This window comes from Pseudoalteromonas obscura (assembly GCF_030135505.1).
In the GTDB taxonomy this organism is placed as follows: Bacteria; Pseudomonadota; Gammaproteobacteria; order Enterobacterales; family Alteromonadaceae; genus Pseudoalteromonas; species Pseudoalteromonas obscura.
Genome location: NZ_JASJUT010000001.1, coordinates 125,060 through 146,278 on the forward strand (window position 1 = coordinate 125,060; position 21,219 = coordinate 146,278).

17 protein-coding genes are annotated in these 21,219 nt (G+C 40.2%); 7 read left to right on the forward strand and 10 right to left on the reverse strand.

What is annotated here, in order from left to right; genetic code table 11:
* Positions 1–71: 71 nt before the first annotated feature.
* On the reverse strand, positions 72–1,652 hold the full coding sequence (locus QNM18_RS00610; RefSeq protein ID WP_284136009.1) for a sensor domain-containing diguanylate cyclase: 1,581 nt from the start codon (positions 1,650–1,652) through the stop codon (positions 72–74).
* 121 nt (positions 1,653–1,773) lie between these two features.
* Here QNM18_RS00610 and QNM18_RS00615 point away from each other — a divergent pair, with 121 nt between their 5' ends.
* The 5 genes from QNM18_RS00615 (at position 1,774) to yfaE (ending at position 6,784) form a co-directional block, all read left to right on the forward strand.
* On the forward strand, positions 1,774–2,079 hold the full coding sequence (locus QNM18_RS00615) for a hypothetical protein (protein WP_247687479.1): 306 nt from the start codon (positions 1,774–1,776) through the stop codon (positions 2,077–2,079).
* Between the two features lie 41 nt (positions 2,080–2,120).
* Positions 2,121–2,588 (forward strand): nuclear transport factor 2 family protein, encoded by a 468-nt coding sequence (locus QNM18_RS00620; protein ID WP_211012158.1) that lies wholly within the window; start codon positions 2,121–2,123, stop codon positions 2,586–2,588.
* 182 nt (positions 2,589–2,770) lie between these two features.
* A complete protein-coding gene (locus QNM18_RS00625) occupies positions 2,771–4,750 on the forward strand; it encodes a hypothetical protein (protein ID WP_211012159.1) in 1,980 nt (659 codons plus the stop codon).
* A 631-nt stretch (positions 4,751–5,381) separates the two neighbouring features.
* Positions 5,382–6,512, forward strand: a complete 1,131-nt coding sequence (gene nrdB / locus QNM18_RS00630) for a class Ia ribonucleoside-diphosphate reductase subunit beta (protein WP_211012160.1) — start codon at positions 5,382–5,384, stop codon at positions 6,510–6,512.
* Positions 6,512–6,784, forward strand: coding sequence for a class I ribonucleotide reductase maintenance protein YfaE (gene yfaE / locus QNM18_RS00635; protein WP_211012161.1), 273 nt, complete (start codon positions 6,512–6,514; stop codon positions 6,782–6,784). Before nrdB ends, yfaE begins: the two co-directional genes overlap by 1 nt.
* Here the strand turns inward: yfaE and QNM18_RS00640 are convergent.
* Positions 6,776–7,300, reverse strand: a complete 525-nt coding sequence (locus tag QNM18_RS00640) for a YaeQ family protein (RefSeq protein ID WP_211012162.1) — start codon at positions 7,298–7,300, stop codon at positions 6,776–6,778. The genes yfaE and QNM18_RS00640 overlap by 9 nt on opposite strands.
* A gap of 149 nt (positions 7,301–7,449) precedes the next feature.
* Here QNM18_RS00640 and QNM18_RS00645 point away from each other — a divergent pair, with 149 nt between their 5' ends.
* Positions 7,450–10,008, forward strand: a complete 2,559-nt coding sequence (locus QNM18_RS00645; protein ID WP_284136010.1) for a TonB-dependent receptor — start codon at positions 7,450–7,452, stop codon at positions 10,006–10,008.
* Between the two features lie 258 nt (positions 10,009–10,266).
* Here the strand turns inward: QNM18_RS00645 and QNM18_RS00650 are convergent, their stop codons facing one another.
* The 4 genes from QNM18_RS00650 to QNM18_RS00665 all read right to left on the reverse strand — a co-directional run bounded on the left by QNM18_RS00650 (position 10,267) and on the right by QNM18_RS00665 (position 15,491).
* Entirely contained in the window at positions 10,267–10,452 is a 186-nt protein-coding gene (locus tag QNM18_RS00650; protein WP_211012164.1) for a YqaE/Pmp3 family membrane protein, read from the reverse strand.
* Positions 10,453–10,768: 316 nt separating this feature from the next.
* Complete coding sequence (locus tag QNM18_RS00655) at positions 10,769–11,662, reverse strand: hypothetical protein (protein ID WP_284136011.1); 894 nt, start codon at positions 11,660–11,662, stop codon at positions 10,769–10,771.
* A gap of 174 nt (positions 11,663–11,836) precedes the next feature.
* Entirely contained in the window at positions 11,837–12,766 is a 930-nt protein-coding gene (locus QNM18_RS00660) for an alpha/beta hydrolase (RefSeq protein ID WP_284136012.1), read from the reverse strand.
* A 259-nt stretch (positions 12,767–13,025) separates the two neighbouring features.
* Complete coding sequence (locus tag QNM18_RS00665; protein ID WP_284136013.1) at positions 13,026–15,491, reverse strand: FAD-dependent oxidoreductase; 2,466 nt, start codon at positions 15,489–15,491, stop codon at positions 13,026–13,028.
* 408 nt (positions 15,492–15,899) lie between these two features.
* Between QNM18_RS00665 and QNM18_RS00670 the strand changes: the two genes are divergently transcribed.
* On the forward strand, positions 15,900–17,111 hold the full coding sequence (locus QNM18_RS00670) for a serine hydrolase domain-containing protein (RefSeq protein WP_284136014.1): 1,212 nt from the start codon (positions 15,900–15,902) through the stop codon (positions 17,109–17,111).
* 124 nt (positions 17,112–17,235) lie between these two features.
* Here the strand turns inward: QNM18_RS00670 and QNM18_RS00675 are convergent, their stop codons facing one another.
* From QNM18_RS00675 to QNM18_RS00690, 4 genes are all read right to left on the reverse strand, one after another.
* A complete protein-coding gene (locus QNM18_RS00675; RefSeq protein ID WP_211012168.1) occupies positions 17,236–17,559 on the reverse strand; it encodes a DUF5992 family protein in 324 nt (107 codons plus the stop codon).
* A gap of 594 nt (positions 17,560–18,153) precedes the next feature.
* Positions 18,154–18,930: an HTH domain-containing protein gene (locus QNM18_RS00680; protein WP_211012169.1), complete on the reverse strand. Its 777-nt coding sequence runs from the start codon at positions 18,928–18,930 to the stop codon at positions 18,154–18,156.
* 853 nt (positions 18,931–19,783) lie between these two features.
* Positions 19,784–19,957 carry a hypothetical protein gene (locus tag QNM18_RS00685; RefSeq protein WP_211012170.1) on the reverse strand — a complete coding sequence of 58 codons (174 nt, stop codon included), beginning with the start codon at positions 19,955–19,957 and terminating at the stop codon, positions 19,784–19,786.
* A gap of 243 nt (positions 19,958–20,200) precedes the next feature.
* Complete coding sequence (locus QNM18_RS00690) at positions 20,201–21,217, reverse strand: hypothetical protein (RefSeq protein ID WP_284136015.1); 1,017 nt, start codon at positions 21,215–21,217, stop codon at positions 20,201–20,203.
* Positions 21,218–21,219: the final 2 nt, after the last annotated feature.

Sequence of the window (21,219 nt, forward strand, 5' to 3'; positions counted from 1 at the left end):
TTTAAGACAAAGATCATTGCCTAAGCTAAAAGTTTGTAAACGATATGCGTTTTTATGCACAAAAAGTATGCTTATGCCGCTTCGAAACAACAACTTTTGTTTCTTCCAGTTCGTTTTGCTTCGTAAAGCGCTTTATCAGCCATCTCGATGGCAGTGTCTATCCGCATTGCATTACTGCGCCATTGAGAGACCCCGATTGACACAGTTATATTAATTCCTGCTGGCATAACATGCTGGGATACCAACTTTCGTAAACGCTCCGCTGTATGCATGGCCTCATTCAGTGTTTGGCCTGGCATAAAGACCAAAAACTCCTCACCACCAACGCGACAACAAAAATCGTTCACTCTGGCGTTTTGCCTCATTAATTTTGCGAGCTCTTTTAATACCTTGTCACCAGTGCAATGTCCATAACGGTCATTTATCGTTTTAAAATGGTCGATGTCAATTGCCAATACCGAAAAGCCAGCTTCTGAATGTATACTTGATTCTAACCAATGCTCTAACGACAAGCGGTTATGTAAAGATGTAAGTTGATCTGTTTTTCTATCCATATCCAAAGATTTAATTACCTGCCTAACAGCTCGATTGCTTTGCAATAACGCATATTTGAGATTGGCAACTTCGTAATACCAAGCACTTACATTAGTCGCTTCAAAATTTGGCTTGTCTAGGGCTGCAAGTTGTTTGGCCAGTAATGCTAAAGGCTTTGCGATCAAAATTCCGGCGCTCAGGATTAAGCCTAAAATCACCACCGTAAATGGGATGCTAGAATACACAACAGATCTATATGTCAGCGCCAGTTGTTCCAATATTGAATTGAGAGGCCTTTGGCTCACTACGCCCCAGCCAGTCATAGGAATAGACGCATAACCCGCCAACATTGGCTTGCCAACACTGTTGACTAGTTCTGTAGAGCCAGCTTTGCCGCTCAATACAAGGTCTATGGCAATGTTATTTCGTATTTTTTCACCAATCCGTTGAGAGTTTGGGTGGTAAAGTATCTTTTTGTTGTTATCTATCACATAGGAATATGAATCATCCGCATAGTGATGTTTGCCTAAGAGCGTGTTCAGTATCGTTTCACCATGAAGATAAATCCCACCAGCGACAAAACCTAAATACTGACCTTGGTTAGAAAAAAGCGGATATGTTGGGCTTATCATCAAATTGCCCGCTGGAGAGATAAAAGGCTCTAATACCACAGGTTTTTGAAGGCTAACCTGATCTAGCTGCGGAGTTGATATACGTTTGCCAATGATCGGTAAGCTCGGCTCGACCGCAACTATCGTACCTGTTGCATCAACAACAGCCAGCGAATCAAAACTATTTGTTTGCGACAATAAGCGTTTCAACTCACTGTTTACGTTTGTTCCTTCTTGTATGTGTCCAGCTATATGATAAGAACTGACATTCAGCTGGCTATTAACTGACTGTAAAAACAGTTCGGTCACATCAGCAAGCTTTGTCGCATAAACCCTATTTGCATGCAACGTATCTTGAATGAACACGTTTCTGTGCACATTGTAGCTGGCAATCAAGGTATTAATGGAGGTTAAAACGACGCCACAAGTCGCTAATGCCAATATTAATTTTTTTAAATCAATTCTAAAAAGGCGTTTTAGTAATTTCGATAAATTTGCTTTAACCATATAAAGTTATATGTTTTCCCTGCAATTGCTATATTTTAGATCTGCAGCTGAGGTAAAAATTTAACCTAAGTCAAGAAGCCCACAAATAGTTCAATTCAATACAAAATACCCAGAAACAGCAATGGCTATATTTTCTGACAAGACTCCGAATGTAAAAGTGAGCCAAATTCTGGTTAATGCTATGCTTTCACTTTATAATGAGCCTTCATTTTCGGTTTTGGGACCTTTGATGGCTAAAAAGAGTAAAACGAACCCTCTAGTAACACGCATCACACTTGCCGCCGTTGCGCTCTCCTTTTTGTGGTTGTTTGCAGAGGATAAAGATGTATTGGTGCTCGGTAATTCTTTGGTATTAGTGTATGTTGTGTACGCACTTGCTTCTAGCTTTGTCGCCATTAAGAAAAAAAGTAAACATACTTCTAAATAAAGGCGACAAGGAAGCCAAAATAGAAAAACAAGGACTATTCAATGAAACAACTTATCGCACTCCCAGTAATTTTATTAGCTGGCTGCTCTGCAACTCCATCATTAGATCTAAAAACGCACCAACTTTGCGAACAAACACTCTATCAATACACAAAAATTAGAGACAAAGGAACAACCAAACAGTACACAGATTTGTTTACTCAAGATGCCACATTTAACGTTGAAGCGCTGAATGTGTCACTTTCGGGCCACCAAGAGTTAGCGCAACGCTTTGACTCTGCTAGGGCCAAAAACAAATCTATCCATTTACTTACCAGCAGCCGTATATTTACTGATGCGGATCAAAAACTAAGTGCATACTCAAACTTCATTTTATATTTGCAAAACAAGTCGAGTGATAGCGAAACTAAAGTACTTGCAGGTCGCTATTTAGATACATTAGAGGCGACTGACTCTACTTGTAAATTTAAACACCGCGAGGTGCTGGTTGACCGTGTAGACATTCTTTAGAGACATGTTTTCTTCACATTACTTCTAAAATAGCAATTTTAGGCTACATTCTATTAAGCTATTGGATCGCGCAGTCAACATTGGCCGGGAGCAAACAGTGGTTGTAAAAGTATATTACAAGGATTTGGCAGATTGTTAGATGCAATAGCAAAACTGTTTTAAATAACCTTGTAGGCAATGCTATGAACATGTATAAACCACTCCAAGGATTGTGCTTGGGTTTGGCCCTGTTGTCACTTTCTGGCTGTTTAGATAATGACGATGACGATCCAGTTACCACTCCACCCCCAACCGATCAAAGTACTAAAGTCACCGTTACACCCTCATTAGGTTTGATAAAAAATGCGGATGTTCAGCTACTTACACTTGCAAATAAGCAAGCTGTAGAAGGCGCAACAGGCTCGACCGGCGAATCCGGTAGCGCAACAATAACAGTGCCAAACGGAACCTCAGGACCATTCATTGTTGAAGTTAAACCAACATCAGAGTCTGAGTATTTTGATGAATCAAAAGGCCAATTCATGGCGCTTCCAGCGTCGACTACATTGCGCGCTGTTATGGCGACACTACAAGAACAAGTTGGCGTAACCACATTAACTGAAATTGCAGCCAACTCGATTATCTCAGCCAACGTAAGCGATGCTGATTCAGTCAATGCCGTCAATGAACAGATCAAAAAAGCGCTCGCACCGGCATTGGATAACATTTTACAAGTGCCACAATTGGTCTCAGAAAATGCAGCTGGATCAATTAACAATGATCAAGCTGGGATCTATGCCGCGACACTCGCGGGGCTTGCTAAACTTGGTGAAAGCCAAGACAATCCGGCCATTGCTATACTCAATAGCTTAAAAGCGGATTTCTTAGACAATGTGCTAGACGGTAAAGTTGGCGATAAAGCATTTGAAAATCCAATCTACAATGCTGATACATTTGTAGCGGATTTGTCTAGCCAAATCACGGCATATGCAAATAGTTTTGGGGTATCTGCCCTATCCGCGGATATAGCTGGAATATTTTCACTTGATGAAATAAAGAAAACACTAGAAGGTCTTGACGATATTTTAAAAGACCTTGATTTGGACGATTTAAACTTTGATTTCATACCTGGCGGATTATTACCTGGTGGCGGAGATGATGATGACGATGATCAAGACAATGATGACACAACACCAACTTTAACGATTACTGGTACATCCACTACAGCGGGAATTTCTGTGAATTTACCTGAAATTAAGCTTGAAAATATCCCAGCACCTAACCCTGAAGATTTAGCTGAGATTGAAAAACAAATTAAATCACAAATAGAATCCCAAGGTATTACTGTTTCTGATTTCTCTTTCAAGCTTGTGAGTGCAGATGAAACCAAAGTCGTAGTCAGTGTACAATATACCATCTCAACACAAGGCGTGACTTCAACATCAGACCTTACTTACACTTGGATGCCTGGATATTCTGGAGACAACGATGACTCAGATGACGATGGCAGTGACTCATTACCCGATGCCCTTAAAAGCAAATCCTTTACCCTGACCTTTACTATGAGTGAAAGTGGCTCGTCGTATAGCGATGGACAAGTTGTGCAGTTTACCTTCTCAGGTTCTGGTGCACTATTTATTGACCCGGACCCAGACGCAAATAATGGCTCTGAAATTACAATTGATGAGTTTGAAAAAGACGGTGAAAAGTATATCTATGAAGATGAGGAACGAGGATTTAAATATGAAGTTTCTGTCCTCGATGGAAAATTCCACGAAATCAATTTAAGTACTCTGGAAGGTGGCACCTTCTTAGGTCAGTTTACAGAGAAAGCGACTGACGGCAGTATACCTAATCTTGAGCTTGTGACTGCATTTGCAAATACTTATGCTGTGACTGGTGATGGCCATAGTCGCAATACGGTGATTATTGAATCAGATGGTACGATAGATTTTGATTCCGGCGTTAGTTTTGCTCCCTCGATGATTGTCGAAATTTTTGATAGAAGATCAATTGAAAATGAACCTAGGATTCAAATTAACTACGGCAACGACGATGACGGACCCGTTATTATGTTATTCCTAAATTCGGATCAACAATCCATTAAGATGATCCAGTACAGAAATAACGGTGAAAATATCGATATAGTAACCACGGTAGTTTCCGCGACTGGTGCTAATTAGCTCAGGCCAACTGTAAAGATTGCAAAAGGCCTTAGTGCCCTTTTGCAATCTTTCACTTCAGAAAAAGTCATTGCACAGTGTCTTCACTTACACATACGCATAAAAACGCAATTTTGCCTATGCTCTATCAAAGAGCAAACGTTTTATTCAATTGGATTAGAGTATGGCGTTTTTAATGAAATTGATATTTATAGCTTCATAACCAAACGGAGCTGGACTGCATGCGAAACCTCACTTTCTTTCAATTTGAAATAAAGTTTCTCCTGATCGAATAATGCACCTAGATGCCAAAAATAAAAACATAACCCACTGTAATTAAAGGCTATATTTAAACCCACCTGCCATGAACGATACATTGTTACACTTATCAATGCTCTTTTGTCAAGACACATAAGCGTCAATTGTCTGAAATATATTTGCGGTGAAAAATCTATTTCTGTGATACATTCGTATATTGAAAAACACGCTCTGGGTTTAATGACATGAAGTGGTAAGGAGCTGATTTGGGTGCAGTATCAAAATCATCGCTTTGACCGATTCACACTACTTCAGGTCATGATAAATTGTAAACTTTTCCGCGGTTCTAGCTAACTTTAGCTGCCGCCATATTTTTTGGTGTCGAGTATTATTTATGTCGTATTCTACGTTTAACAGAAAACATAATGACCAACTAAAAGAGCCAATGTTCTTTGGCCAATCTGTTAATGTATCTCGCTATGATCAACAGAAATATCCGATTTTTGAGAAGCTAATCGAGAAGCAGCTCTCTTTCTTTTGGCGTCCAGAAGAAGTCGATGTAAGTAAAGATAGATTAGACTTTCAGGCACTGCCTGAGCACGAAAAACATATCTTTTTGAGCAACCTAAAATATCAAACATTGCTAGACAGTGTTCAAGGTCGCTCTCCTAATGTTGCGTTATTACCAATAGTCTCAATTCCAGAATTAGAAACTTGGATCGAAACTTGGGCTTTCAGTGAGACGATCCATAGTCGCTCATATACGCATATCATTAGAAATGTAACGAAGCAGCCAGAGCTTATTTTCGACGACATAGTTGAAAACGAGAAGATCAGTGAGCGAGCTGATTCTGTTACTAAATACTATGATGAGCTAATCGAGAAAGTCTCAATATACAACATGTACGGCGAAGGCAAACACCAGATCAACGGTGAAACAGTGCACATTAACTTGTTCGAACTGAAAAAGTTACTATACCTTTGCATTATGTCAGTAAACATTCTTGAAGCGATCAGATTCTATGTCAGTTTTGCATGTTCTTTCGCTTTTGCAGAGCGTGAATTAATGGAAGGTAACGCCAAAATCATCAAGCTGATTGCACGCGATGAAGCACTCCACCTTTCTGGTACACAGCACATGCTAAACATCATGCAAGAAGGCAAAGACGACCCAGAAATGTCGATCGTTGCAGCTCAGTGTGAGCAAGAAGCAATTAAGATGTTTGTTGAAGCAGCAGAGCAAGAAAAAGAGTGGGCAGAATATTTATTCAAAGACGGTTCAATGATCGGTCTTAATAAAGATATTTTGTGTCAATATGTTGAATACATCACAAATGTTCGAATGACTGCGGTAGGCTTACCGGCTCAATTTGAAAGTAAGAGCAACCCTATCCCTTGGATCAATGCTTGGTTGGTATCAGACAATGTACAAGTCGCACCACAAGAAGCAGAGATCAGTTCATACCTTGTAGGTCAGATTGATTCTGAAGTCAGCGCTTCTGATTTTGGTGATTTCGACCTGTAATGGAAGAAAGGCCACAGCTAAAAATTTCAATAGAAGACCATGATGAGCCGCTTAATTTTGCGGCTCAGTCACCTTCGCTACTTTGTACGTTAGAAAAAAACAATATTGAAGTACCCTATCAATGCCGAGAAGGTTATTGTGGGGCCTGTCGCGCTAAACTACTTGAAGGTCAAGTCGCCTATAATCAAGAGCCGTTGGCATTTGTGAGAGATGGTGAGGTGCTATTGTGCTGCTCAAAGCCACTGACTAATATTGTGATCAAACTAACGTAATCTCACGACATCGCTTTGAAAATACTCGTCGCCGTTACTGATGCTAATGGCGCCATTTTCAATAATTACATCCCAATGTAAGCTTCCGGTTAACGCATCAACTAGCTCATCAACGAAGCGTGCTTTGATAGCAAATATTTTAACGTTATTAAATGCGACTAGATGAGGCTCGATATCTTGAAACCACTCTGTATTCTCTACATTGAAAATAATCGTTTTCGAATAAAGCTTAGTGTACTTTTGTAGCTCACCGAGATCTGGCAGTTCGACAAATAGTGCATTTTCAATCTCGCCGTTTTCCAGTTCATGCCACACATCTGGGTGATGTTTCTCCCGGCTATTAAGCCATCGCACTTCATCTTTATATGACAATGCACAATAGCCTATTAACTTGAGCACAAAGTGCTGCAAGGTCTCGGTTTTTTGTAATGCGGTCGTAAAAGACTCCAAATGATTCGCCTGATGGAACAAATCAGCAATCTTCAACCGTACTTTAAAGACAAATGGCCCTGTCATATCACCGTCTTATAAACACCATATTATTTTAAATATAGGAACAGACAACCATAATTCAAATATAAAGTTATAGTATAACATCATTGTTTTATGCTTTTTGCAGTGTTATATTATTACACGTTCACAATCACATAAAGAAAAGAAGTACAATGTTTAAGCAATCTTTGATTTCTCTAAGTGTCAGCGCAATTATGCTGTCAACATCAGCTCATGCTGGTGAGTTAAGCGGTAAAGTCGTCGATAAAAACAATCTCCCTGTCGGCAATGCAAGCGTACATCTGCACGGTAAGTCTCAAACCATCAAAACAGATGAAAATGGCAACTTCACCATTTCGGTAGACGCTGCTTCTGAGCTTCATGTTTCAAAAAACAATTTTATCGATGAACGTTTAAGCGTTAATCCAGATTCTCCTTTCGTTACTGTAACGCTTACACCTAGTTCTATTGAAAGTATTGTTGTGTACGCTTCAGCGCTTCACAAAAGCAATATGGAGATGGCGTCTCCGGTTACTGTAATCAGCGGTGATAAGCTAAAAAATTCTGCAAAGCCAACGCTTGGCGAAACGTTAAAGGACCTTCCAGGCATCAATGCGAGTTACTTTGGTCCAGTATCATCAAGCCCAATCATTCGTGGCTTGGACGGCCCTCGCGTAAAAATCACACAAAATGGCCTAGACAGTAGCGATGCTTCACGCATCGGCCCTGACCATGCAAATACAAACGATGCCCTAAGTGCAGAACAAATAGAAGTTCTACGCGGTCCAGCAACACTGCTATACGGCTCAGGCGCTATTGGCGGCGTTGTTAACGTGGTTGATAATCGTATTCCAACAGATATCGTTGAAACACCAAATGGTGCTGTCGATTACAGTCATGACACTAACTCAAACACCAACACGGTTGCTGCATTATTTGAAGCTGGCCATGACGGGTTCAACTTCCACTTTGACGGTGTAAAACGCAAAGGTGGCGATTACGATACGCCAAACTTTAAACTGCCAGGCGATCATGATGAGCATCATGAAGATGAACATGGACACGAAGGCGAGGAACACGGCCATGACGAGCATGAAGGTGAAGAGCACGCAGCCGAATATGCTGAGAAAGTAGACAATACATTCATTGATTCTGAAGTATTCAACATTGGCACAAGCTATGTGTCAGACCACATGACTGTTGGTTTTTCTTACGGTAGCATCGAAACAGACTATGGTATTCCAGCTCACAGTCACGATCATGGACATGATCACGGCGATGAGCACGATCACGATGATGAACATGGCCATGACGAACACGGACATGATGAAGATGGTCACGATGACCATGGTGATGAAGATGCACACGGCCATGACGAAGAAAATCACAACGTGTTTGCACGCGTTAAACAAGACCGTTGGCAGGCATTATTCAACTACGCGCTTCACAATAACTGGTTAGAATCGATTCAAATTCGTGCTGGATACACAGATTACGAACACGCGGAGATTGAAGCCGGCGCAGTTGGTACAGTTTTCAAAAACGAAACTACAGAACTAAGAACTAACTTCGAACACCGTATCGGCCAGTGGCATGGTATCTTTGGATATCACTACTCTGATAGCGACTATGAAGCGCAAGGCGCGGAAGCGTTTACTCCAGCGACTAACACCACAACACACGCATTCTACGTACTAGAAGAGCGTGAGTTTGGTGACTTTACGCTCGAGTTAGGTGCACGTGTTGAAAACTACGAATTAAGTAGTCAGATCACAGAAACGCATATTGGTCACGATGATGATCATGATGAGCACGGTCATGACGAAGACGAGCACGGCCACGACCATGATCACGAAGAAGAGTTAGTCAAAACTACTCGAATTTCTGATTACACGTTAGACATGACCAATGTTAGTGCGTCTGTGGGTGGCGTATATACCTATGCTCCAGGTCACAATGTCGCAGTGAGTTTGTCTCGCTCTGAGCGTGCACCACTTACGGCAGAATTGTTATCTAATGGCTTGCACATCGCAACTAGCACATATGAGTTAGGTCTAGGTTACCATATCGAAGGCACTGAAATTCATTTCGAACCCACTGACATCGAAAAAGAAACAGCGACTAACTTAGACATTAGCTTCCGTCGTTTTGTTGGTGATTTTGGATACACAGTAAACTTCTTCTACAACGATATTGCAGATTTCTACTACCAAGAAAAAACTGACTACTTCTTCACATCAGAACACGGATTAGAAGTAGCTGATCACGAGCACGAAGGCGCACGTGATGTTTATCAGTTTGTTAGCCAAGACGCAAAACTATACGGTTTAGAGTTTGACGTACACTATCAAATCAACGAATTGAACCGAGTCAAGGTATTTGGTGATCACCTACGTGCCAAGTTAGACAACGGACAAAACTTACCACGTATTCCAAGTAATAAACTTGGTGTGAGTTATGCGTATGAGAGAGGCTCTTTCTCAGCTGATATGACAATCACACGCTACCTAGAGCAAGACGAGATTACATCATACGAAACCGTTACTAAAGGTTATACACTGGTCGATGCTAGCATGAGCTACGATTTCGATGTGCAAGGCGTCGATATGGTCGGTTACTTGAATTTAGAGAATCTTACTGATGAGTTGGGCTTCGTACATAGTTCATTCATCAAAGAACAAGCGCCTCTGCCTGGGCGTAATGTGAAGCTTGGTATTAGAGCTTACTTCTAACCAGTTCCTTTCTTTTATAGAGACCCAAAATGCTGTCCTTCGTGGCAGCATTTTTATTTGTAACCCCCTACTTACCTGAGCTGCCCTCTTAGTAAAATTCAGTTTTATCTCAAAGACTTTAAGCACTATCTAGATAAATTAAAACGGAATGCTTTAGTGAGTGGTAAAACCGATTAGTTTATATAGCTCACTGTCGATAAAAACGTATTTGGCGAGTTGGGTTTTAAACCTGACTCGCCAATTTTAGAAAAAGTAATTTTAATCACCTGTTTTATTCGTAACGACCAACCAAATGGCATGGATCATACCAGGTAGGCCGCCTAGTAGCGTAAGCACAATATTGATAAAAAAGTGCGCACTAAATCCGACTTGTAAAAAAGCGCCAATTGGTGGTAGAAAAATAGCAAAAATTAGATTCACAATACTTACGTTGTTTGAACTCATGTCTACTCTCTATTTTCAATATAGTTATCATGACTGGAGTACATTCAAACCAGCCATATGTCATCTCTCCAACTAGAGTAGCTGTAAACTATGACTTTATTTCAAGCGCCCAATATAGAGCCCAATGAATACTCACAGCTACCGTTATAAAAGATAGCTAAAAACGCCAAAAGTACTAACCTTTAAATTTCAAATAAATTACGATATGTATACATCATCACATACCAAATAACGAGATAATACACGACTCCCCGTCACACCATTGATTTGACTAGATAGCACAAGACACACGTAAGCATGCAATTTGCTGAAAAGCTTATATGGCGCAGAGACTACCAAGATTCTTGATATTCACCCAGTTCCCACCTTCAGACCAGCTCGCTTTATTGGACGCAATATACTGAAATTCTATTTTTGATGGTGGAATATGCTGTGTTACGGCCATGAACGCGTTGCCTTGAGCGTCATCTAGTATCACCTCTTCTTTTTTAAGATCTACTTTCAGTATTACAATGTCGTTTTCAAACTTTCGAAGCCTTTTGATGTAATCTGTTCCTTCATTTTCAGCTCTGTGACGGTCGAAAAAATAAATGTGCGTAGAGCATACTATCTCCTCGGAGTCGTAATAGAACTTTGTATACGCCACAGCCAGCGCTTTTATCCACTTGTAGAGATGATTGTCCGATTTTAAAAATAGCCCTGCTAACTCCTGTTTGGTTTGCGGTTTAAGTGTGAAACGCTTGGTGCTGGCGACCATGTCTTTTTTGAATAGTGATGAATGAGATATCTTGTCTACCACTTCAATTTTTAGTAACAATAATGCCAACTCCCTAGCCATGTTTTTTGCAGGAGCAGACGTGTGATACACCTGTCCTAGCAAGCACTCTAGATTCATTAAATACTGTTTATGTAGTTGAACAGGGTCTAATGCCAAGCTGCTTTCTAATAGTTCAGCTTGCTCTTTTGCTAGTTGTATCAGCGCCGCGTGTAGCCCCTTTGGATCATTACTCTGTGTTTCTCGAGCAATAAAGCTTGCAAAATCGTTTAGTTGGCTAGAAACCCGTTTGTCATAGTTCTGTGCCTTATCAATGTCAAAGCTACCACCGGCCGTCGCTCTTTTTTTATTGGTCCGAAAATAGTTGGTGGACAAACCGCCGTCTTTAATTTTTTCTGCAAGACTAAGTGTCGTATAGTGATAATAAGCCGTCATTCAATAACCTCTTAAAATTAGTTGCTACAAAAGCTGTGTTCAGCTTACAGATTAAGAAGTTACGGCGTACAAAACTCGCCCGTTTTTACTCGATTATAAGTTAAAGCGATTGTAAATTTCGGTGAATTCATAGCATGCTAACTAGGAATTCACCAGTGAATGACAATACACCTACTAGCGTGCTTGTTCCTCGGTTTTAATTTGGTTTGCAACTGCTAAAATACAGCTTTGTGCGGATCTACTCACACCACAAAGCTGGAAAAAACCGTGGATAACACCTGGATAGCACTCACAATACGCTTCAACTCCATGGGAGCGCATTAACTTGTGAAGCTTTTCCCCTTCATCACGCAAAGGGTCAAACTCAGCGGTGATAATAGTTGTACTCGGCAATCCACTAAAGTTGCAACCTAGTAAGTTTAGCTCGGTCTCATCGTTCAACTCTTCTTCACTATTTGCGTATAAATGGAAACCAGATAACAGCATGTTTGCTGTGATAATATAATCTGCTCCATTTTCTCTGTAGCTATCCGAACTCCCCTTGGGGTCTAACATAGGGTAAATTAGAATTTGACGACGTGGTAACCACTGTTGATTTCGCTTGAGCCTAAGCGTTGTGGCTAATGCCAATTGACCACCAGCACTATCACCAACAAACACTATTTGCGCCGGATCACCACCATATTTTTGTCCAAACTCTTTAATACCGAGCGCAGCTTGGTAAACATCATCATGAGCCGCAGGGTATGTATGCTCTGGTGCTAGCCTATATTTGATGCAGATAACAATAGAATTGGACAAATGTGCTATTTGTCTCAACTGAATATCGTGAGTTTCAAAACCGCCACTAATAAAACATCCACCATGAAAATATACAGTTATTGGTAAATTAACCTGATCATTCGGTTTGTATACTTTAACCTGAACGCCATTAATAACATCTATAAATTCATCTCCTATTCTAGGGCTTTCACCCGCCAACGCTGTGCTCGCTATATAGCCCGTACGTCTTTCTGAGATGGTTTGCGTTGAAGGGCATGGCTTTCCATTGGCATGAAATTCGTCGACTAGCTCTCTAATCCCTGCTTCAAGAAAATTGGTCATTATTTAACTCATTTATTAATATAATCAATAAATAATATACCATTTTGGCTAAGCACATTGATAGTTAAAGTATTATTTTAAACTGTGTTCAGTGCATTATATAAATGTATAACCTTTATCTATTACAAGGGATCTTAACTTCAATATCATCGAAGCAGCTTAACTAATACACCCTATCCAAATTTAGTTGAGAAGCATTTAAGTGAGCACTTTGACGGCCACCGCTAAGGATTGGCCGTCAAAATGAGCGTTAGATGATTTAAGGCACAGGCAAGAAGCTGACGTCACCATGGATCGAGAGGTTGTTCTCATTTTTTGAAGTATCATTGGTATTTACGGCCAAAGGCCAATGCGCTACCAGTCCATCTCCAGCAATTACATTACCTTGGTAATATTGAATAGAAACTTCTCGACTGTTAAGCCCACGACTCCAAAGTCTCACTTGTGAAATGTCACCCGTATAGTGAGCATAAGGTTCTTGCGCTTGCTGCACAGATCCTACAAATACGTCTAGAGAATTTGAAACGTTTAAGGGGCTTTGCTCTGCGGCACCTGAGGGGGTTGATTTAAGAACTTTTCCATCCAAGTATAGCTTTAAATCTCCCTGTACTCGAACCGCCACGATTTGGTGCCAATCTCCATCATTTGCTTTTGCAGGTTCGCTAATAGTCTGATAGAAGGTTTCACCATTATCGGTGGCAAATTTAATAGCACCATTGGGCTGCACAACCAATAGATATCCGCCGCTTCCACCTTGTGTCGACTTACTACCAACTAAAGTGCCAGCGCTAGAAGTGCGAATTGTTGCTTCAATACTGAAGTCACCTTGCCCAAACCTGTATGCAGAGATAGAGGAAGCCCCCAGATACCCCCTCTCTTTCAATGTGCAAAACCCAGTATTGTCGCCTGGTGCATAGTCATACATATCTTTGGAAATACCTGTTAGTGGCGAGTTTTCAATGATTGTTGCGCCAACGAATTGAGCCGCAGCGCATGCTGCATTAATTCCCGTCGGCATCGCTCCTTCAAGCCATCCTCCCGCCCAAGAGATGCTATCCCCAGCAAGAAATAGGCCTTGTTCTTTTTGCTGATATTGGAAAAATGCATCTTTGTTGCTTTGTTCCTGACCCGGGTAGTTCAGCTTGAAGGCTCCATAAATATTCGGCGTGCTTTCCCAGTCAATACAAGATACTTTTTGCGCTTGTTTTTCAAGCAACGCTGCAAATTCAGGGTTCACAGCATAAATAGCAGGCAAGAACTGTTGAAAACGCTCTTCTGGGGTTAGCGCAAGCAATTTCGAAGAATCATCACCCCACACGTAGCTAATTAGCACCACGCCTTTGCCTTTTGTGTTTGGTTCTCCATCAATATCTTCATCGTAATTAAGGCAATATAGACCGCGCATCAGTTCATCTGTCTGGATATTGAATGGCAACTCTTTTCCATCTGGGTTATTGTCTGCATACCAAAACTTACGCTCTGTCGTAACAAATAGTTTTGATGAGTTCATTAAATGAAGGTTTCTAATTGCAACTTTTGCGTTTTGAGGAATAAGGTCTTGTGATTGACCGGCCTGCAGCGAACTCATACTATTCGGGACAGTGAGCCCCATGTACTCCATTGCTCTTGTCGTTGTCGCAACAACCACTGAATCGAATTGAGATATGTCAATCCGACCACCATTGTTACTCACCGACAGTTCATATTTGTCAGCTGATTTAGCGATGCTTTTTATCTTGGCATTTAACTCAATCGATACCTTTGGAATTCCGTCTGCTGTTTTAGCATCTAGCAATGCAAATTCAAACGCTTGCGTTAGTGCACCAATTCCATCTAATAATAGCTCTTGGTTATCTTCCCAACCATTCGCAAACAGCCTGAGTATCTCGACAAAGTCAACGCCATACAATGGTCCAAACCCTCCTGCCCCTACGCCCAAAGCACCGAACTTGTTCATATCTTCTTGTGTCCATGGAGGTGTAGCGAGTGCCCTATTTTGTGCTAACTCAAAAACCGCATCAAAATAGGTAACGCCAGCATATTGAGTAATAATTTTTTGCCATGCATCGACCACTTTTTGTTTAGTTTGCTCAGAAGGATCCGACTGATATATTGCCCAGTAATCAAAAAGCTTACTCGGATTCTCTACATTAGGAGCCGATACATCACCTAACAAGTAGTTGATAATACGACCGAAATCATCACCAATCCTTTTAAAATCGTCGCTATCTGGCGTCGGCTCGTCTTTGGGCCAGTTGATTACCTGATTTTCATATAATAATTTGGTCGGTACTTTCCCTGGATCTGGAAAGTTAGGCGTTGCTTTTAGGCCAAACTTATCGAGGTAGTGATACAAGGTATATGAAGTAGGTGGAAAACGCATGCATCCAAGCTCAAAAACCTTTTGATTCAAGTCACCATCTTCAATGTAAACCGAATCCATGCGCCCGCCTAGGCGGTCCGCTGCTTCGTACAAGGTAACGTGAATATTTTCGATTTTTGACAGTTCATAAGCGGTGACCAAGCCAGAGGCCCCTCCACCAATGACAGCCACTTTTTTCTGTTGTTTTGGTGCGCTTGATACAATCGAGCCATTTGCGTCTGAACGGTCTAAAAACGCTTTGTAATCGAAAAGCGTATCTATCATTGAGTTAGGTACAAACTCCTGATTATCAGCAGTAATTGTTTTAGAACGTAAACTTCTTGGCATTGAAATAAAAGGCATGATTTCACTCCTTGTAGGTTAAGTTAACACTATAGGAAAGGTAGTTTTTTATGCCTATTACAAAGTATTACATGCGTCATTCTACAAATTGAGCCCTGAACTCCAGCTCATCGCGCTATCAATACCTCGTTCAAATGCTGTCCAACCAAGTAACTATTTTCATGATTTAACGATATCACCAAGAAAAAGCGTAAAGCATTTGTAGTTAATTACCCCCCTATACTTTTGATAAGTATGGAAATAATAAAATATCAGTTCGAGGTAATCTAAAAGTCATAGGAAACACAAGCAATAAATTTTTGCTCGGCTACAGTGACAGTCAGTAGATAACTTGAATTGGTTCCTATCTGAATAGATTAGCTGAGTCCATTTCATGTATTGATTATAAATATAACAATAGGAATACCTATGGCGATCAGATTAACAGTGACAAGCTTAGTAGTTGCCGCTTTCGTTTCCAGTTACAGCAGCTTCGCTTCTGAAAATACCGAACAAAGTAAAGATCATGCACCCGAAATTTCAGCTGCTGGAGCAAAGCTAACTTATACAGAGATCCCTTACCTCGAAAATGCTTTTATCGATGCTTCTCCTGCGAATAGACAAGATGGAATACGCGTAGGTAAATTAGGCGCTGATGGAAGTAATAAAAAAATGATAGTTCAATTTGCTAAAGAGATTGCAGCCTACAAACATGGGACTTTCGACAGTTTACTCATTGCTCACAAAGGAAAGCTTGTTTTTGAATCCTATTACGGAAAAGGCCGCGTAAACTTACCTCATTACCAAGCATCTGCGACCAAAACTTACTCGGGCTTAGCCCTTGGCCGTGCTATTCAACTTGGTTACCTTTCAATAGATGATTTGGACAAGCCGTTTATTGACTTTCTTAAGCAATTAGACAAAAGCAAATTAGTTAAAGGTGCAGATAAAATAACACTGCGCCACGCGTTAACGATGACTTCTGGTATTCGAGTTAGTGATGAGCAAAAAACTAAGATTTACAAACTTCCAAATCAATTAAAGGGTCAAGGAGAAATTCAAACAATTCTTGAAAATAGCGCGCCGATCACTAAACAATCTCAAACGTTCAAATATGGCTACGGTCCAGCCCTTGTGATGCAAGTTGTCGAGGCCGTAGTTCCCGGATCTGCAGAAAGCTTTATCAAAAATGAACTACTTAGCAAAATGGGGATCACCAATTATAAATGGCGCACAAATGGCTCTACCGGCCTACCTGAAGCAGGTTGGCGCAGTAGCATAACATCACGCGATATGATTAAGTTTGGTATCCTAGCGATGGACAAGGGTAAATGGCAAGGCGAGCAACTTATTCCTGCAGAGTTCATTACAGATGGTACCAGCAGGCTTTTATTCACGGGAGATGATGACGTACATTGGGGCGGAAAAGACATTTCAAAACAGGGGTATGGATATTTTTGGTGGGGTGTCGACATGAAAGTAGGCGATAAAAGTTATTTAGGTATGTCGGCTCAAGGTGGCAATGGCCAAATCATCATGATTGTTGATGAACTAGATCTGTTAATCGTACATACAGCGCACGACAACAAACCCCAGTACAAACAGATTATCGCCGAAAGGCTCTTACCTGCTTTTATTTGAGTAAAATATTGATAAACATGGATCGTGATACAAAGTAGTATGTAAAAAAGCCCTTTCTTTAATGCAAGGGCTTTTCTTAATTGTGTCAGTGCCGCTTCAGGAAACTGCGGCAAATAAGCATATGTTATTTAGTCAATTCTATGTAGGATGCTTTTTTACATTCGTCTGCATCTGCATATGCATAAATTCGAACTTTCAATCCTGTGGTCAATGCAGTTAATGCCGACGCGTAAGCCCTTGCATGAGTTTCTTTATTAGGCGCTGCTGAGCTAGGAAATGCAATCACATTACCGAAGCAATTCTTTACGTTTTTATCGAGCACTACCTCAAACGTATCTGAGTTATTTGACGTGTTTCTGACTTTTAAAACAGTGGAATCCAAAGCTAACTCTCCAGCAAAAGAGCTAAGTGGCGATGCCAATAAAGCTAGAAACATAATTTTCTTCATTATAAATCCTCGTTAAGAATATACTGCATATAAACAGCTGAACCAATTGGTAGGGTTTTAAAGGCGTTTAAAAAATACACTTTACATTCATAATTATACATCGAATTCATTTTCTAAAAAACAATATAAATAAAAACACACCCTCTTCAATTAATTTGAGTCTAAAAAAACTAATGGCACACAAATAAATAAACATACAAATCACAAAACAAAAACCTTTTGTAACTTTTCAAGAAAATTATTAACCTACCAAATTTATTTAATCAACATAAAAGATGTAAGGAGTATAGACCACCTAAAGTCAGGAGCAGGCTTAATAAGACTCTTTATTCATGCTTAAGACCTTGCGTATTCATAGGTTATCCATCCTCCTGTACTAGGTGCGCAAAATAAACGTTTTTAGCCACTGGGTCAGACCTTTACTATAGCCATTTTAGCTAGAATAAATTGAATCTGTACTTTTATCACCAAACACGTCAATAAGTCGCGTTTTTAATCGTTCTACTTTCTCTTCTTTCCATAAGTTAGCAGAAATAACAACCAACACTTTATCGTCAATAATGTGCTCTCGTATCTATACAAAATAAGTAATATTTAAGACAGTAGATTTGTTCTCATTTGACTTAAAATAGCCAGTTTTCTATTTTTTTCTATCTCAGGGTCTTCAGTTTGAATAAACTCTATGCCTGAAAAATCATCGCCTCTTTTTCTATTTTGTCCGGGTTCCATTGCTTCTATTAGCACAGCCTCAAGCATTGCAATAAATACATCAGGAGCAACATGATAACGCTCTGTGTCCATGGTTCCATTTTCTAGAATTTCATGTATTCCAAACCATGAAAAGCGATTCCATCTAGCACGTAATCTATCTTGAGTGTGCTCATACAGCCTTTGCCCAATCGGCCTATCTACAGATCGGCCTACATAAATTACATCACGCCCATCAAAAAGAATATATATTCCAAACTGCTGGCCCATATCAACTGGCGTCGCACCGAGTTGTTGTTGCCCCAACAGTAGCGGATTATTTTTCCATGACACTAGGTCTCGTGACCAAAACATGCCAAACGCATTTATTGCGCCACTTTTTTCAGTTTTAGACTGCTTCTTCTCTGGCTCCGCTGAAGAGCAAGACTCTACAAGTTCTCTTAAGGCATATTCTCCACGCCCGACTCTCAAAAATGGAGACTTAGCACCTTCTTTAGACATGGAAGTGCTAATATATGACACTACGGTGTTTGCCGGAGTTGACCCTACGTCTTCACGCAAACCTTCTGAAACAATTGACTCCGCAATTTCAGTTCTAGTCATAGCAACACCCGAATTTTTGAGTACTTCGATTATCGCTTTTTTCCACGGCTTGTTAGTCATTTACTACCCTAATTTCTCTCTATATCCTACACAAATGTCGCTTGGTAACGGTCACTTGTTTACACAATTTAATACGCATAACAATAACAAGAATTCAATAGATTGTCACCATATTGAGTACAACCTGACTGTCCCAAAACACCGCAAGGCCATGATGTGGTAGAGCTTTCGAAAGCTGTATTCATAAAACCGTGAGCAACAATGAAGCTTATATTCTCTTCAAAGCCGTCATTGCCTATCTTCACTCGCAATATTATTCTGTGTCCACTTTTCGATGTTTAAGAGAACCGACCTTAAATCCTATGTTGACGGAGAGAAGTCATTCAAATCTCACTTATTAGTTCAGCGCAATGTTGGCGGCAACCTCAATTTGACAATAAAAATATTTCACATATTTAACTGAATACAGACGAAAATGAGTGATATCTTCTAACTCTAAAACTAAAGTGTTATTTTCATTCCTATAGTACAAACTATCGTCCTTAAACTCATGACCGCGAGATTTAAGGGTTTCTTTCGACTTCACTATCAGCTGTATGAATATTCTGCACTTTTATAAAATATAATGCCTCTTTTAGAGTAGTATTTATTGGTAGATTAAGAGAAAACTCAGAACACGTAGATTTTAGCATGGGTACCGAATACTTTTAAAAAAAAGCAAAGCCTCTCAACTTCAAAGGCCTATTTACAGTTTTATAAGAAATTTGTGAACTTCGACAAGGCTTAGACAAGGTAATCTGAACATTACCCAGATACCTGACTTTTTAGTGAAATACAGCCTGTTTTATGTCAATTAGTCTGGTTGTTTTAATGTTGAAATGGGGCATATTGCGTGCCCCATTTGCCACCTAAATTATCGAGGGTAGCAAGTGTTTACAGGAAAGTATGAGAAATAAGGGCAACCCTTTTGAACTCTGGTTGGAGGGATAGCGCTGCCACCACCTGCGATTAATGGCGTTTGCTCCGAGTCTACTACTTTCTTGTTACATAAGTTTTTTAGATTCTTTTTATTGAGGTGTAATTTCATTTTAGTTTCCTTCACATGATTAAAAAGTGTTCAACTATATTTTTCACACAAAGCGCTTTGTGTGTAAATTGAAAGAATCTAAAGTAACCAATGTAGCTGCTTCAATTGTACAAAGCGTTGCTGCATTAGACGCTTCAAGCGAGACATAAACAAAGCTAAGGGAATGGCGACCTACATTATGAGTGTCGGTCGCTTTTCAGTGAAATCGCATAAAAGCAATAACTTATCGTAACAACTAAGGGCTTATACAAGCTCTAATTTGCTCAAAGAAGCACCTGATTTACGTATCGTCTTTTCTATATGCGCTATGGTCATAGGGTCACGACTTACTCCAGATTGAAACCAAGTAAGCTCTTGAGCGCTATATTTCGACTCTGGTGTTGTATTTAGTACGCTATGCAGATAGTTTTCAGCAAATAATTGATGGCTTTTTACATCATTTGATATAGCGAGCATGCCTGGATGGACATGGTGTATTTGTACATCAGACCCATTCGATTTAGCGATGAAGCGTGATGTGTTATAAGCAAGTAAACGTACCTTTTTCGAGATCGCATTATGTATTTCGTTCATATTAAACAAGTCTTCATACTGATTGCTATATTTGCTAAATGACTGAGAGTCGAATAATACCTTAGCTAATCCTTTTAATGGACAGTTTATCGAGCCATGTTTATCAGTTAGTTGATCTAAGAAAATAATGTGATCAGCGCTTTGAGCCTGCTCCAGTATTTTCACTTTTGGTAATGATTTCGGCATTTCGACTGTTAACCAAGCATCGCTATTCGCTACGTTAACGAGCTGAGCCTTATGAAGCCTGCTGTCTTCTTCAGGCGGTGCGATAGCCCTGACTAAAGGAGAATTGCTGGCTAGTGTATTCGGGGCGTGATAAGCAATAGCTATGTCCTGGCTATTGCAACCTTTTTCTAGCAAGTGTGCCAAACAAGCACTGACTAACTTATGATCAACGCTGTGCGGAAATGCCTGAGTACTAACTTGCCCTAGTACTACGAGTACTTTCTCACCTTTAGACTGTTTAAAGTTGAGCGCGGTAGTCAATTGGGTGAACAGTGAATTAGTTTGCGTTTGTTCTAACAGACCTGCATTTTTTAATTGACCAGTGGCAACTGCACCATTGTGATTATTAAAAACGTTTTCAAACGCAAGACTTGGCATACTACTGGCCAAGATCCCCATACCAGCGCCTGTACCTTTTAAAAATGAGCGTCTTGATAATCCTTTGTTATCTAATGATTCCATTA